Source organism: Streptomyces sp. SAI-170 (genome assembly GCF_049739565.1).
Classification (GTDB): domain Bacteria; phylum Actinomycetota; class Actinomycetes; order Streptomycetales; family Streptomycetaceae; genus Streptomyces.
In genome coordinates, this window is sequence record NZ_JBMGQD010000001.1 from 6,592,932 (window position 1) to 6,607,614 (window position 14,683).

The window sequence follows — 14,683 nt, forward strand, 5'->3', positions numbered from 1 at the left end:
TACGTCCTGGCATCCTTGGCCGTGTCTGTCCGTCCCCGAATCAGGAGCCCCGGCCACGTGAGCCACGTGAGCAGCCAGTCAGCGCCCGGACAGTCGCCGCTTCGCACCGTGCAGGTGCTCGGTGGCGGCAACGCCCGCAGCAGCGCGCATGTGCGGTCCCTGGCGTCCGGGCTCGTCGCGAGGGGCGTGCGTGTCACGGTGTGCGCCCCCTTCGAGGCCGCTCACACCTACGACTTCGCCGGGGCCGGCGCCGACCATGTGCACATCCCGCGCAGCAGCGACCCGGCGTCCGTGGCCGCGCTGCGGGCGGCCTGCGCGGATGCCGACCTGGTGCACGCGCACGGGCTGCACGCCTCGTTCCGGGCGGTGCTCGCGCTCAGCGGGCGGCGCACCCCGCTGGTGGTGACCTGGCACGGGCGGGCGCAGGCCGAGGGGGCGCGCGCGCACTTCCTGCGTCTGCTCGAGCGGCGGGTGGTGAAGACCGCTTCGGTGGTGCTCGGCACGACCTCAGACCTGGTGGACCGGGCCCGCTCGACCGGCGCCCGGGACGCCCGCCTGGCCGCGGTCGCGCTGTCCGGGCGGCGTACGGTGGTCGACCGCGACGAGTCGCACCGGCCCAAGCTGCGGGCCGAACTCGGCGCGACGGGGCGGCCGTTGCTGCTCGCGGTCGGCTCCCTGGACCGGCACCGCGGTTACGAGGTGCTGCTGGACGCGGCCCGCGCCTGGCGCACGCTGGACCCGGTGCCGCTGGTGGTCATCGCCGGCGAGGGCCCGCTGCGCCCGCTGCTGCAGGGGCGGATCGAGAGCGAGGGGCTCGCGGTGCGGCTGCTGGGCCGCCGCGACGACGTGCCCGAACTGCTCGCGGCCGCCGATGTGGCGCTGCTGCCGAGCAGTTGGGAGTCGCGCTCGGTGTTCGCCGAGGAGGCCCTGCACGCGCGTGTGCCGCTCGTCGCCACCGACGTCGGCGGCCTCCCCGACCTCGTCGGTGACGCGGCCGAACTCGTGCCCTACGGCGACGCGCACGCCCTCGACCGGACCGTCACCGGCCTCCTCGCCGACCCCGAGCGCCGCGAGGAGCTGCGGGAGCGGGGCGTACGGCAGGCGGCGACCTGGCCGACGGAGGACGAGACGGTGGCGCAAGTGCTCAGTGTGTACGACGAGTTGACGCAGGCGAGGCCGCTGATCTGAGGTCGCCCTAGCCCACGTGCCGCCTTGCTCTCAGGGCCAGGCTCAGCGCCAGCACCGTCTGCGGGTCGTCGAGGTCGGTGCCCAGCAGCTCGCCGATGCGGGCGAGGCGGTTGTAGAGGGTCTGCCGGTTGAGGTGCAGCTCGCGGGCGGTCTCCGCCTTGCGGCCCGCGTGGGCGAGGTAGGTCTCCAGGGTGGGCAGCAGCGGAGGCTTGGAGCGGCGGTCGTGGTCGTGGAGGGGGCCGATGGCCCGCTCCACGAAGGCGGCCAGGTCGGGATGGTCGCGCAGCCGCCACAGCAGCAGGTCGATGTCTAGGCGGCGGGCGTCGTACCAGGGCCGGTCGGCGAGGCCCTGCGCGGCGGCGGCGGTCTCCGCCGCGTGCCGCAGCCCCGCGGAGGCCGCCGCCCAGCCGCCGGCGACTCCGACGACGACCACCGGAGGCCGGGCCCCGGGGCGTTGCATCCCGGCCCGCTCCACGCCCGCCCGCAGCGCCGCCGCCACCCGGTCGGCGACCGCGGCCCGCTCCGATTCGGTGCGCAGCCCCAGCAGCAGCGGCACCCGGCCCTCCACCGGACGTACGCCCAGCAGCACCGGCACCCCCACCGAGGCCAGCTCCTCGGCGACCGCGCGCGCCAGCACGGCCCAGCCGCCGCCGGGGGACAAGCCGTCGCCGAGCCGCATCACGACGGGCAGCAGCGGTCCGGTGCCGGGCTTGAAGCCGAGGACGCGGGCCTGCGCGGGGGCGTCCTCGGCGGCGATCCGGCCCTCGGCGAGGTCGGTGAGGAAGTCGCCGCGTCCGCGCGCGGCCAGTTCCTCCTCCTGTCGGGCCTGCATCAGCACCACGGCCAGTATCCCGGCGGCCCGTTCGGCGGCGATCCGGTGCACCGGCGCGAGCGGCGCGCGCACCGGCAGCAGGACCAGCCGGGCGCGTACGGATCCGGTGCCGGGGCCGCCGCCGGGCACGTCCACCAGCACCGAACCGGCGGGCGGCGGCGTGTCCTTGTGCTGGCCGCGCAGCCCCTCCCACACCTGGAGCGGATCGGCGCCCTCGGGCCCGGCCCCGGCGGCGTACAGCAGACGGCCGTCGTAGGTCTCCAGGAAGACGGGGTTGTCGCCGAAGTCGGCCAGGATGCCGAGGACCTGGGGCACTCCGCCGCCGCCGAGGAGGGCCTGGGTGCAGCGGCGGTGCACCTCCTCGGCGCGTTGCAGCAGGGCGTAGTGGCCGTTGACGATCTCGGTGTGGACCTCCTCCGTGACCGTCACGAAGGGCACCTCGCGGTGCAGTTGGACCAGCGGAAGCCCTGCCGCGCGGGCCGTCTCGATCAGGGTGGCGGGCAACCGGCTGAAGCGCGGGCCGAGTTCGACGACGAGGGCGGCGATGCCCCGCTCGGCCAGTGTCCGCACGAACGCGCGCTGTTCGGCGGGGCGCGTGCCGAGGCCGTAGCCGGTGGTCAGCAGCAGTTCGCCGCCCTTGAGGAGGGAGGCGATGTTCGGCACCTCGCCGGCGTGCACCCACCGCACGGTCCGCTGCAGCCGGTCGGCGCCCGCGAGGACCTCGGGCAGACCGCTGCGCAGTCCGGGCAGCTCCAGCGCCCGCTGGACGGTGATGCCCGCGCCCTGGGTGTCGAATCGGTGGTCCGTGCGGCTTTCCATGCAGCGGACGCTACCCGCGCGCGCGTTCCGACGACATCTCCGCGCGGTTACGGCGACGATCACCGCGCCCCGCCGGTCGGCAATGCGTCGCCCCCGGCGCCCAATTGCACGACCGCGTGTCTGTTGTGGCGTGCGTCACCATGACGAAACACTGTCGCATCCGCAGGGAGACCCCTGTGTGATCTTCGGATTTCGTTGTGGCAGCACGCTGAGTATGCAGAAAATGAGGAGAGGGGCGGGAATGGCAGAAACTCCCACGCGAGAGGTCCATCGGCTCAAGGCGAATTCCGTGGGCCTGGTGGGTGTCGTCTTCATGGCGGTGGCGACCGCCGCGCCGATCACCGCCATGACCGGCAACCTGCCCATCGCGGTCGGCTTCGGCAACGGCACGGGCGCCCCGGCCGGCTATCTCTTCGCCACGCTCGTGCTGACGGTGTTCGCCGTCGGCTATGTCGCCATGGCCCGCCGCATCACCGCCGCGGGCGCCTTCTACGGCTACATCTCGCACGGCCTCGGCCGCATCGCCGGCATGGCGTCGGGGATGCTGGCCGTGCTGGCGTACATCGTGTTCGAGGCGTCCATCGTGGGCGTCTTCGCCTACTTCACCAAGACCACCGTGCACGACCAGCTCGGCGTAGACCTGCCCTGGGTGCTCTACGCGGCCGCGATGCTGCTGGTCACCGCGGTGCTGGCGTTCTTCGACATCAACCTCACCGCCAAGGCGCTCGGCGTGATGCTGATCGCCGAGATCGCCGTGCTCTTCGCCGTCGCCACCGCCGTACTGCTGCAAGGAGGCGGCCCCGACGGCATCCCCGTCGAGCCGATCAACCCCAAGAACGCCTTCACGGGCGCCTCCGCGGGTCTCGGGCTGTTCTTCGCCTTCTGGTCGTGGGTCGGCTTCGAGTCGACCGCGATGTACGGCGAGGAGTCCCGCGACCCCAAGCGGGTCATCCCGCGCGCCACTCTCATCTCGGTGGTCGGCGTCGGCCTCTTCTACATCTACGTCTCCTGGATGACCATCGCCGGCAACGGCCTGGACGGCGCGGTCAAGGTCTCCTCGGGCACGAGCCCCCTCGACCTGTTCTTCGACCCCGCGCACGCCTTCATCGGCGCCTGGGCGGTCGACGCCTTCCAGTGGCTGCTGATCACCGGCTCGTTCGCCTGCGGGATGGCCTTCCACCAGTGCGCGGCCCGCTATCTGTACGCCATCGGCCGCGAGGGCTTCCTGCACCCCGCGCTCGGCCGCACCCACCCCAAGCACGGGTCGCCGTACATCGCCTCCTTCGTGCAGTCCTGCATCGCGGTCGCGCTCGTCGTGGGCTTCTGGCTGAGCGGCCAGGACCCCTACATCCACCTGTACACGCTGCTGGCGATCCTCGGCACGATGGCGATCCTCATCGTGCAGACCCTGTGCTCCTTCGCCGTCATCGGCTACTTCCGCCGCAACCACCCCGAGGACCGGCACTGGTTCCGCACGTTCACCGCCCCGCTGCTCGGCGGGATCGGCATGACGGCGGTGGTGGTGCTGCTGGTGATCAACATGGACACCGCGGCCGGTGCGGCGGCCGACTCCTTCTTCTTCAAGGCCATCCCGTGGATCGTCGGCCTTGTCTTCTTCGGCGGCCTCGGCCTCGGCCTGTATCTGCGGGCCCGGCGGCCGGAGCGCTACGAGATCATCGGCCGGATCGTCCTGGAGGACGCGGCCGAACGCACGGACGACGACGTCACGGAGGCCCACGCCAACGCCTGACGAGTGCCCAGGAAGCCCACACCCCACGTCCGAGGAGCAGTCCTGTGTCCCGTACGCACTCCATGCACCTCCTGCGTTCCCTCGCCGCCGACCACGCGGCCGCCCGGCACCTCGGGGTGCCCGTCGCCGAGGCCCGGATGCGCCGTCGGTCGGTCCTGAAGGGGGCCGCGGCCCTCGCCGCTACCGCCACGGTGACGGCCGCGCCGCCCGCCGCGGCCGCGGCAAAGCCCCGTATCGCGGTCGTCGGCGCCGGTATCGCCGGACTGACCGCCGCCCTGACCCTGCACGACGCCGGTTACGCCTGCACCCTGTACGAGGCCCACCCCGACCGGGTCGGCGGCCGTATGTTCAGCCAGCGCGACCACTGGGCCTGGGGCCAGACCTCCGAGATCGGCGGCGAGCTGATCGACACCAGCCACAAGAAGATGCTGGAACTGTGCCGCCGCTTCTCCCTGCCCGTCGAGGACTTCCTCGGCGGCGGCCCCAACGGGGCCGAGGAAGTCCTGTGGTTCAACGGCACGTACTACCCGCGCGAACAGGCCGACGAGGACTTCAAGGCCGTCTACCAGGCCCTGCACCGCGATCTGCTGGAGGCCGGGGAGGTCAAGTGGAACCAGACCACACCCACCGGCACCGCACTCGACAACATGACCCTGTACGACTGGATCGAGTCACGCGTGCCGGGCGGCCACGCCTCCCCGCTGGGCCGGTGGTTCGACGTCGCCTACAACGTCGAGTACGGCGCCGACACCACCGACCAGTCCTCGCTGGCCCTGGTGCTGCTGATGGGCTACCAGACCAATCCCGGCAACTTCAACATCTGGGGCCTGTCCAACGAGCGCTACCACGTCGTCGGCGGCAACGACCGACTCCCGCACGCCATCGCCGACTTCCTGCCCGACGGCACCGTCCGTCACGGCTGGTCGCTGAACGCGGTGCGGGCCAACAGCGACGGCACCCAGACGCTCACCTTCACCGAATCGGGCGTCACCCGTACGGTGACCGCCGATCACACCGTCCTGTGCGTGCCGCTGCCGGTCCTGAAGCAACTCGACCTGAGCCGGGCCGGGTTCGACCCCCGGATGACCAGCCTGATCCGTGACGCCCGGATGGGGTACTGCACCAAGCTCAACATGCAGTTCTCCAGCCGCCCCTGGCGCGGCACCGGCGCGTGGCCGGGCGTCTCGGCGGGCGACTGCTTCACCGACAGCCGCGTCCAGCAGACCTGGGACACCACCAAGGTCCAGCCCGGCACCGGCGGCATCCTCATCCAGTACCACGGCGGCACCCGCGCCAAGTCCCTCGCCCCGGCAGGGCCGTTCAGCTTCGAGAGCGACCCGTACGTGGCGAAGCTGGCATCCACCTACACCAGGGACATCGACGCCTTCTTCCCCGGCACCTCGGCCGCCTTCACCGGCCGCGCCCAGCTGTCGGCGTGGCACCTCAACCCGTACGCCCAGGGCGCCTACTCCTACTGGCCGGTGGGCTACCTCCACCGCTACGCCGGCTACGAGGGCACCCCGCAGGGCAACATCCACATCGGCGGCGAGCACTGCTCCTACGACTTCCAGGGCTTCATGGAGGGCGGCGCCACCGAGGGCGAGCGTGCCGCGCGGGAGGTGATCGCCGCCGTCTGACCGGCTCTACGCCGGCTTGATGTTGTGGTTGAAGCGGAAGACGTTGTCCGGGTCGTACCTCCGCTTCAGCTCGCCCAGCCGCCGGGCGTTGTCGGCGCCGACCCCGGCCACCACCCGGTCGGCGCCCTCGTCGCCGATGAAGTTGAGATACACCGCCCCGGTGCTCCAGGGGCGGGCGTCGGCGCGTACGTCACGCACCCACTGGACGGCCCGCTCGTCGTCCGCCGGGTCCTCCCACAGCCCGAAGGGATGCACGCCCCAGGGCGCGTCCCGGTAGGGCACCGGATACTCGTGCGGCCCCTCGGCGATCGCGCCGCCCAGCGGGAACAGCGCGTGCATGCTGCCGGTCGGCACGGGCATGGACGCGGCCCGTGCGCAGTAGAGGTCCAGGTAGGCGTCCGGAGCGCCGGTCAGGTACTCCGCCGACCAGTAGTTACGGAACCCCGGCGGGTCGTCGATCATGCACTGGACATCGGCGTACGGCATCGCCCCGACGATCTCCGACTCGTGCGGCAGCGCCAGCAGCGGCTCGGCGATCTTGCGCATGTCGGCCTCGGTCCCGGCGTACGTCAGAAGGACGCCGCACAGCAGCGTGCCGACCAGGCGCGGGGGGACGAACTCCTCGGGCGGGCCGGTGAAGTAGATCAGGGCGCCGCTCGCCTCGTTCGGGCCGGCGGCGATCACATCGCGGTAGGTGCGTGCCGCCTCGGGGCCGTTCTCCGGCAGGTACAGCAGCAGGGCGATGGCGAAGTCGGGCAGTTCGTGCAGCCTCAGCGTGAGCGCGGTGGCCACACCGAAGTTGCCGCCGCCACCGTGCAGGCCCCAGAACAGCTCCGGGTTCTCGTCGGCGCTCGCCCGGACCCGCTCGCCGTCGGCGGTGACCAGTTCCACGCCCAGCAGGTTGTCGACCGCGAGCCCGCACCAGCGGTCCAGCCAGCCGCTGCCGCCGCCCAGCACGAACCCGCCGACTCCGGTGGTGGAGGCCCTGCCGCCGGTGGTGGCCAGGTGGTAGGGCTCGGTGGCGCGGTCCAGGTCGCTCATCGTGGCCCCGCCCGCGACCCGTACCGCCTCCGCGCCGGGATGGACGGTGACCGCCCGCATATGGCGCAGGTCCACCACCAGGCCGTTGTCGTTGAGCGCCGAGCCCGCCACGCTGTGGCCGCCGCCGCGCACGGCGATGTTCAGGTCCAGCTCCCGACCGAAGCGGACGGCCCGCACGACGTCGTCCTCGTCCACGCACTGCGCGATCACGGCCGGCCGTTTGTCGACCATCGAGTTGAACACGACCCGGGCCTCGTCGTAGCCCGGGTCGCCGGGGGCGAACACATCGCCCGACAGATCCTCGCGCAGCGCGGAGAGGGCCGCGCCCGCCTTCGAGAGGGAAGCCATGGCCGCCCCCTTTCCAGGAAGGGGGATTGATGCGTTTCCAGCCTAGGCGTGCGCGGCCTGCCCGGCGCGGCCGGTGAGGGGGGTTTGTTCAGCCGCCGTAGGCGCCCGAGGCGGTCAGCCGAAGCGCGGTGTCGATCAGCGGGACGTGGCTGAAGGCCTGCGGGAAGTTGCCGACCTGGCGCTGCAGACGCGGGTCCCACTCCTCGGCCAGCAGACCGAGGTCGTTGCGCAGCTCCAGCAGCTTCTCGAACAGCTGGCGGGCCTCGTCGACCCGGCCGATCATCGCCAGGTCGTCCGCCATCCAGAACGAGCACGCGAGGAACGCGCCCTCGTCGCCGGGCAGGCCGTCGACGCCCTCCGACTCGCCCTCGGTGGGGTAGCGCAGGATGAAGCCGTCCGGGGTGGACAGCTCGCGCTGGATCGCCTCGATCGTGCCGATGACGCGCTTGTCGTCCGGGGGCAGGAAGCCCATCTGCGGGATCAGCAGCAGACTCGCGTCCAGCTCCTTGGAGCCGTAGGACTGCGTGAAGGTGTTGCGCTCCTTGTCGTAGCCCTTCTCGCACACCTCGCGGTGGATGTCGTCGCGCAGTTCCTTCCAGCGCTCCAGCGGGCCGTCGGCGTCACCGGACTCGATCAGCTTGATCGTGCGGTCGACGGCGACCCACGCCATCACCTTGGAGTGCACGAAGTGCCGGCGCGGACCGCGCACCTCCCAGATGCCCTCGTCCGGCTCCTGCCAGTGCTTCTCCAGATAGCTGATCAGCTTCAGCTGGAGCAGCGAGGCGTAGTCGTTGCGCGCCAGACCCGTCATGTGGGCCAGGTGCAGGGCCTCGGTGACCTCGCCGTACACATCCAGCTGGAGCTGGTGCGCGGCGCCGTTGCCGACGCGGACCGGGGCGGAGTTCTCGTAGCCCGGCAGCCAGTCCAGCTCGGCCTCGCCCAGCTCGCGCTCACCGGCGATGCCGTACATGATCTGCAGGTTCTCCGGGTCGCCCGCGACCGCGCGCAGCAGCCACTCGCGCCAGGCGCGGGCCTCCTCGCGGTAGCCGGTGCGCAGCAGCGAGGACAGGGTGATCGCCGCGTCCCTGAGCCAGGTGTAGCGGTAGTCCCAGTTGCGCACGCCGCCGATGTCCTCCGGCAGGGAGGTCGTGGGCGCGGCGACGATGCCGCCGGTGGGGGCGTACGTCAGCGCCTTCAGCGTGATCAGGGAGCGGACCACTGGCTCGCGGTAGGGCCCGTGGTACGTGCAGTGCTCGACCCAGTCGCGCCAGAAGTCCTCGGTCGCCGTCAGCGACTGCTCCGGCTCCGGCAGCGGCGGCGCCTCCTTGTGCGAGGGCTGCCAGGAGATCGTGAACGCGATCCGGTCACCGGGAGCCACCGTGAAGTCGGAGTACGTGGTCAGCGAGTGGCCGTATGTCTCGGCCTCTGTGTCGAACCACACGGAGTCCGGGCCGGCGACGGCGACCGTGCGCTCGTCGTCGTGCTTGTGCACCCAGGGCACCACCCGGCCGTAGCTGAAGCGCATCCGCAGGGCCGACTGCATCGGCACCCGGCCGGAGACGCCCTCGACGATCCGGATCAGCTGCGGGGCGCCGTCACGCGGGGGCATGAAATCGGTCACCCGGACGGTGCCGCGCACGGTGTCCCACTCCGACTCCAGGATGAGCGAGTCACCGCGATAGGTGCGCCGGTCCGCGACGGGTGGCGCGGTGTCGGGGGCGTGCGCCGGTCCGATGCGCCAGAAGCCGTGCTCCTCGGTGCCCAGCAGACCGGCGAAGATGGCGTGCGAGTCGAAGCGGGGCAGGCACAGCCAGTCCACTGTGCCATCCCGGCAGACCAGGGCGGCGGTCTGCATGTCTCCGATGAGTGCGTAGTCTTCGATGCGCCCGGCCACGTGCAACTCCAGTCGAACGGCCACGTCACCCCATGTAGGGGCGGTCGCTGGTGCGGTCAAGGGGTCGTTGTAATGCGTCGATGAGCCGTGAGGCAGGACCGTCTCCCCGCCAGGGAAACGGCCGACGATTCTCTGCTCAACGAACTGACGAGCTCTTGTTGTTCCGGGGGGTACGGGCGTGGGTGGTGCCGTTTTTCCGGCCGGCTCGACAGCCAATGTCCGAGCAGGATACGACGCGCCCGGATGATCTGCGTGCGCCTCCGGGCAACCGGGCTGGGCCGAACGAGTGAGCCGCGGGTGAGCCTCGCGCGAGCGGCGTCGTCGCAGTTCGGACGGGTGTCCGGGCGTGTGCGGAGCGTGGCCGGAAGCCATGGGGTCGAGGCGCTGATACGCTGGTAGCCCGTGGACCGGTGGGCGTCCTTTCCCAGGACAACGCACCCCCGAACCGCAGCGACGGCACCCCCGGAGACCTCCGGCCCGGCAGCCGCACCGCACCTCCAGACAGCGACCACGGGAGCCCCCTCTTGGCCATGACGCCCAAATCCACGACGACCAAGCACATCTTCGTCACCGGGGGTGTCGCCTCCTCTCTCGGCAAGGGTCTGACGGCCTCCAGCCTGGGCATGCTGCTCAAGGCCCGGGGCCTGCGCGTCGTGATGCAGAAGCTCGACCCGTACCTGAACGTCGACCCGGGCACGATGAACCCGTTCCAGCACGGTGAGGTCTTCGTCACCAACGACGGTGCCGAGACCGACCTGGACATCGGCCACTACGAGCGCTTCCTCGACCGCGACCTGGACGGCTCCGCCAACGTCACCACGGGTCAGGTCTACAACACGGTGATCGCCAAGGAGCGCCGCGGCGAGTACCTGGGCGACACCGTCCAGGTCATCCCGCACATCACCAACGAGATCAAGCACCGCATCCGCCGCATGGCGACCGACGAGGTCGACGTCGTCATCACCGAGGTCGGCGGCACGGTCGGTGACATCGAGTCGCTGCCGTTCCTGGAGACCGTCCGCCAGGTCCGCCACGAGGTCGGCCGCGACAACGTCTTCGTGGTGCACATCTCGCTGCTGCCCTACATCGGCCCCTCCGGCGAGCTGAAGACCAAGCCGACCCAGCACTCGGTCGCCGCCCTGCGCAACATCGGCATCCAGCCCGACGCGATCGTGCTGCGCTGCGACCGCGAGGTGCCGACCGCGATCAAGCGCAAGATCTCGCTGATGTGCGACGTCGACGAGGCGGCCGTGGTGGCCTGCCCCGACGCGCGCTCCATCTACGACATCCCGAAGACCGTCCACGGCGAGGGCCTGGACGCCTACGCCGTGCGCAAGCTGGACCTGCCGTTCCGTGACGTGGACTGGACGACCTGGGACGACCTGCTCGACCGCGTCCACAAGCCCGAGCACGAGGTCACCCTCGCCCTCGTCGGCAAGTACATCGACCTGCCCGACGCCTACCTGTCGGTGACCGAGGCACTGCGCGCCGGCGGCTTCGCCAACCGCACCCGCGTCAAGATCAAGTGGGTCACCTCCGACGACTGCAAGACCCCGGCCGGTGCCCAGGCGCAGCTCTCCGACGTCGACGGCATCTGCATCCCCGGCGGCTTCGGCGACCGCGGTGTGCAGGGCAAGGTCGGCGCGATCCGCTACGCCCGCGAGAACAAGATCCCGCTGCTCGGCCTCTGCCTCGGCCTGCAGTGCATCGTGATCGAGGCCGCGCGTCACCTGGCCGACATCCCGGACGCCAACTCCACCGAGTTCGACCCGGCCACCGCCCACCCGGTCATCTCCACCATGGCCGAGCAGATGGACATCGTCGCCGGTGAGGGCGACATGGGCGGCACCATGCGCCTCGGCATGTACCCGGCCAAGCTGGCCGAGGGCTCGATCGTGCGCGAGGTCTACGACGGCAAGGAGTACGTCGAGGAGCGGCACCGCCACCGCTACGAGGTCAACAACGCCTACCGCGCGGAGCTGGAGAAGAAGGCGGGCATCCAGTTCTCCGGCACCTCCCCGGACGGCAAGCTGGTCGAGTACGTCGAGTACCCGCGTGAGGTCCACCCCTACCTGGTCGCCACGCAGGCGCACCCGGAGCTGCGCTCGCGCCCGACGCGGCCGCACCCGCTGTTCGCCGGGCTGGTGAAGGCAGCGGTCGAGCGGAAGACTGCTGAGTAACACACCGGTTGTACGGTTGCCGGGGTGCGTTCCTTCAACGGGACGCACCCCGGTTTCGTTTCCGCAGTTGAAAGGTCTGGCATGACGATCAAGGACACCCCCGCGGAGTGGGAGATCCGGGGCTCGGAGACGCCCTTCCGGGGCAACAAGACCTCCGTGCGCACGGATGAGGTGGTCATGCCCGACGGGACCGTGGTGCGGCGGGACTACCAGGTGCATCCCGGGTCCGTGGCCGTGCTCGCGCTCGACGAGCAGGACCGGGTGGTCGTGCTGCGCCAGTACCGGCATCCCGTACGGCAGAAGCTGTGGGAGATCCCGGCCGGGCTGCTGGACGTGCCCGGGGAGAACCCGCTGCACGCCGCCCAGCGGGAGCTGTACGAGGAGGCGCACGTCAAGGCGGAGACCTGGCGGGTGCTGGCCGATGTGTACACCACGCCCGGGGGGTGTGACGAGGCGGTCCGTATCTTCCTCGCCCGTGATCTTTCCGAGGCCGAGGGGGAGCGGTTCGAGGCGGAGCACGAGGAGATCGACCTGGAGCTGGATCGGGTGCCCTTGGCTGAGCTGGTGAGGGGCGTGCTGGCGGGGGAGCTGCACAACAACTGCCTGGTGGTGGGGGTGCTGTCGCTGGTCGCTGCTCGGCAGGGTGAGGGCTTGGATGCGCTGCGTCCTGCGGATGCGCCTTGGGAAGCGCGGCCGTTCGAGGTCTGATCGCCGTTGGGCCGAGGGTCGTCGGTTCTGGCTGCCGCGCCGTTGTCGCGCAGTTCCCCGCGCCCCTAAAACCACACTGTCCGTTGATCCGATCGGGGAGTCCTTCTCTGCGTCGGCCTGCCTCCTGCCCGGGATGTTGCAGAGCGTGAACTAGGCTCTGGAAACGCCCTGACCGGAGTCCCGGCGGGCCTGGGCGCGTGGTGGGACGGGAGTGTGGCCCGTGACGGATCAGGTGGTGGACACGGACGCGTCCGTCCTCGTCGAGGAGGGCCGGTTCCTTGGACGCACCCGGGAGTTGAAGGACCTGTGCGCCGACATCGGGCGGGCCGGTCTGGACACGCTCTCGGGGCGCAAGGCCCCCCGCGCGCGGGTGCTGTTGATCGCCGGGCGGCCCGGGTCGGGGCGGACCGCTCTCGCCGAGGAACTGGTGCGGCAGGTTGCGGACCGTTACGAGGACGGGGTGCTGCGGGCCCGGCTGAGCGAGCCCGACGGCACGCCCGTTCCGGTCGAGCGGGTGGCGCGGGAGCTGCTCACTGCCCTGGAGGTGCCGGTGCCGCCGGGGGCCGACGAGGACGAGGTGGCCCAGGTCCTGCGCGAGGCCCTCGCCGAGCGCAGGATGCTGATGCTGCTCGACGACGCCGCCGATGCCGGGCAGGTCGACGCGCTGCTGCCGGAGGCCCCGCAGTGTCTGGTCGTCGCGGTGTCCGGGGGGCCGCTGACCGGCATCTCGGACGTGCGGCCCTGCACGCTGGGCGGGCTGGACACCAAGTCGGCCGTGGAGCTGCTGTCCCGGCACACCGGCTCGGTGCGGATCACCGTCGATCCACGGGCCGCCGAGGGGCTGGTCGAGGAGTGCCAGGCGCAGCCGGCCGCGCTGCGGCTGGCCGGAGGCTGGCTCGCCGCCCGGCCGAAGGCCGCTGTCGCGGACCTCGCCAAGCATCTGCACGCCGAGGGCGATGACGCCGCCACCCCGCTCGCCCGGGTGTTCCGGCTCGCCTACACCTCGCTGCCCGCCCCGGCCGCCCGGATACTGCGACTGCTCTCCCTCGCCCCGGCCGGACTGGTCGACCCGCACACCGCCTCCGCGCTGGCCGGCTGCTCGGTCAGCGGCGCCCGGACCACGCTGGACGACTTCGTCGCGCTCGGTCTGCTGCACGCCGTGGACTCGCCGCTGCCGCAGTACGAGGTGCCGGCCTGTCTGCATCCGATGCTGAAGGCGCTCGCCGAGTCGCAGGACCGCCCCGCCGAGATCCAGCTGGCCCGCGCCCGGATGCTGGAGCGGACCGTACGGCTGCTGCAGTCCTGCCGGGCGATCACCGAGACCGACAGCCCGCAGGCCCGCGAGAAGCTGCTCGGCATGCCCCGCTCGCTGCGCTTCCCCAACCCTCGGGCGGCCGCCGAGTGGCTGCGCCTGCGCAGGCCCGCCCTGCTGGCCTCGGCGCGCCTCGTGGTCGCCGACGGAGAGCTGGACACCCTCGCCCGCCGGCTGCTGTCCCAGCTGGTGCGGGCCATGGTCGCGCACTGGGGCACCCAGGCGGCGGCCGCCGACCTGTACGGCGTGCACGGCCTGGTGCTGGACGTGGCTGAGCGGCGCGGGCTGCACCGCGAGCGGGCCGCCGCGCTGCTGAACCTGGCCGACCTGGACGCGCGGACCGGGCGGACAACCGAGGCTCTGGTGCGATATCGGACAGCTTTGGACGCCGGACGCAGAGCAAATGACCCGTACGCCACCGCTCGCGCAATGGAATCCGTAGGTGGTGCCCACCTGGAGCTCGGGGACTACGACCGGGCCGCCGACTGGTTCGGGCGGGCGCTGGCCCAGCGGCTGGCCCGTGAGGAGCGCGCGGACGCGGCCCGGCTGTACGGCCGTATCGCCACGGCGCACACCTACGCGGGCCGCTACGGGGAGGCGCTCAGGAGCTGGCGGGCGGCGATCGCCGGGTACCGCAAGGAGGGCGATGTCGCCGCCCAGGCACGGGCGTTGAGCGAGCTGGCCCGGGTGCAGGAGTACGCCGGGCGGCCCGAGGAGAGCCTGCGCACCTGCCAGGAGGCGGTGGAGTGGGCGCGGCGCGCGGAGGACGTACGGCTGCAGGCCGCGCTGCACCTGCGGACGGCCGACACCCTGGAGCACCTCGGGGACCCGGTGGCCGCCGCACTGCACCGCAGCACGGCCGAGCGCATGCTGGGGGAGGAGCTCCAGGAGGGCGATACCCCAGAGATCCTTTCGGAACAAGACGCTAACGCCTGCGAAATCCGCAGTGCATCCGCTGAAGATTGATGCAATGA

The 14,683-nt window shown here is 71.6% G+C and carries 9 protein-coding genes; 6 read left to right on the plus strand and 3 right to left on the minus strand.

The annotated features are described in order from the left end of the window. The first annotated feature begins 57 nt into the window (after positions 1–57). A complete protein-coding gene (locus tag RKD23_RS29640) occupies positions 58–1,188 on the plus strand; it encodes a glycosyltransferase family 4 protein (RefSeq protein ID WP_424856470.1) in 1,131 nt (376 codons plus the stop codon). 7 nt (positions 1,189–1,195) lie between these two features. Here RKD23_RS29640 and RKD23_RS29645 read toward each other — a convergent pair whose 3' ends face one another. After that, entirely contained in the window at positions 1,196–2,839 is a 1,644-nt protein-coding gene (locus tag RKD23_RS29645) for a PucR family transcriptional regulator (RefSeq protein WP_424856471.1), read from the minus strand. A 241-nt stretch (positions 2,840–3,080) separates the two neighbouring features. On the opposite strand from RKD23_RS29645, the gene RKD23_RS29650 reads away from it, so the two are divergent. Then, entirely contained in the window at positions 3,081–4,589 is a 1,509-nt protein-coding gene (locus RKD23_RS29650; RefSeq protein WP_424856472.1) for an APC family permease, read from the plus strand. A gap of 44 nt (positions 4,590–4,633) precedes the next feature. Continuing rightward, the gene (locus RKD23_RS29655; protein ID WP_424856473.1) at positions 4,634–6,226 is read left to right on the plus strand and encodes a flavin monoamine oxidase family protein; all 1,593 of its coding nucleotides are present in this window, start codon (positions 4,634–4,636) and stop codon (positions 6,224–6,226) included. A 6-nt stretch (positions 6,227–6,232) separates the two neighbouring features. Here the strand turns inward: RKD23_RS29655 and RKD23_RS29660 are convergent, their stop codons facing one another. Together RKD23_RS29660 and RKD23_RS29665 are read right to left on the minus strand one after the other, a co-directional pair. Further along, positions 6,233–7,615, minus strand: a complete 1,383-nt coding sequence (locus RKD23_RS29660; protein ID WP_424856474.1) for an FAD-binding protein — start codon at positions 7,613–7,615, stop codon at positions 6,233–6,235. Positions 7,616–7,703: 88 nt separating this feature from the next. After that, the gene (locus RKD23_RS29665; protein ID WP_424858364.1) at positions 7,704–9,509 is read right to left on the minus strand and encodes a glycoside hydrolase family 15 protein; all 1,806 of its coding nucleotides are present in this window, start codon (positions 9,507–9,509) and stop codon (positions 7,704–7,706) included. Positions 9,510–10,039: 530 nt separating this feature from the next. Between RKD23_RS29665 and RKD23_RS29670 the strand changes: the two genes are divergently transcribed. From RKD23_RS29670 to RKD23_RS29680, 3 genes are all read left to right on the plus strand, one after another. Then, positions 10,040–11,689 carry a CTP synthase gene (locus tag RKD23_RS29670; RefSeq protein ID WP_424856475.1) on the plus strand — a complete coding sequence of 550 codons (1,650 nt, stop codon included), beginning with the start codon at positions 10,040–10,042 and terminating at the stop codon, positions 11,687–11,689. Positions 11,690–11,770: 81 nt separating this feature from the next. Further along, positions 11,771–12,397 carry an NUDIX domain-containing protein gene (locus tag RKD23_RS29675; RefSeq protein WP_424856476.1) on the plus strand — a complete coding sequence of 209 codons (627 nt, stop codon included), beginning with the start codon at positions 11,771–11,773 and terminating at the stop codon, positions 12,395–12,397. A 220-nt stretch (positions 12,398–12,617) separates the two neighbouring features. After that, positions 12,618–14,675 (plus strand): tetratricopeptide repeat protein, encoded by a 2,058-nt coding sequence (locus tag RKD23_RS29680; protein ID WP_424856477.1) that lies wholly within the window; start codon positions 12,618–12,620, stop codon positions 14,673–14,675. Positions 14,676–14,683: the final 8 nt, after the last annotated feature.

Bases quoted from the DNA above. Each gene is read 5' to 3' on its own strand.
- RKD23_RS29645 (WP_424856471.1), bottom strand. From the start codon at position 2,839: ATGGAAAGCCGCACGGACCACCGATTCGACACCCAGGGCGCGGGCATC.
- RKD23_RS29650 (WP_424856472.1), top strand. From the start codon at position 3,081: ATGGCAGAAACTCCCACGCGAGAGGTCCATCGGCTCAAGGCGAATTCC.
- RKD23_RS29660 (WP_424856474.1), bottom strand. From the start codon at position 7,615: ATGGCTTCCCTCTCGAAGGCGGGCGCGGCCCTCTCCGCGCTGCGCGAG.
- RKD23_RS29670 (WP_424856475.1), top strand. From the start codon at position 10,040: ATGACGCCCAAATCCACGACGACCAAGCACATCTTCGTCACCGGGGGT.
- RKD23_RS29675 (WP_424856476.1), top strand. From the start codon at position 11,771: ATGACGATCAAGGACACCCCCGCGGAGTGGGAGATCCGGGGCTCGGAG.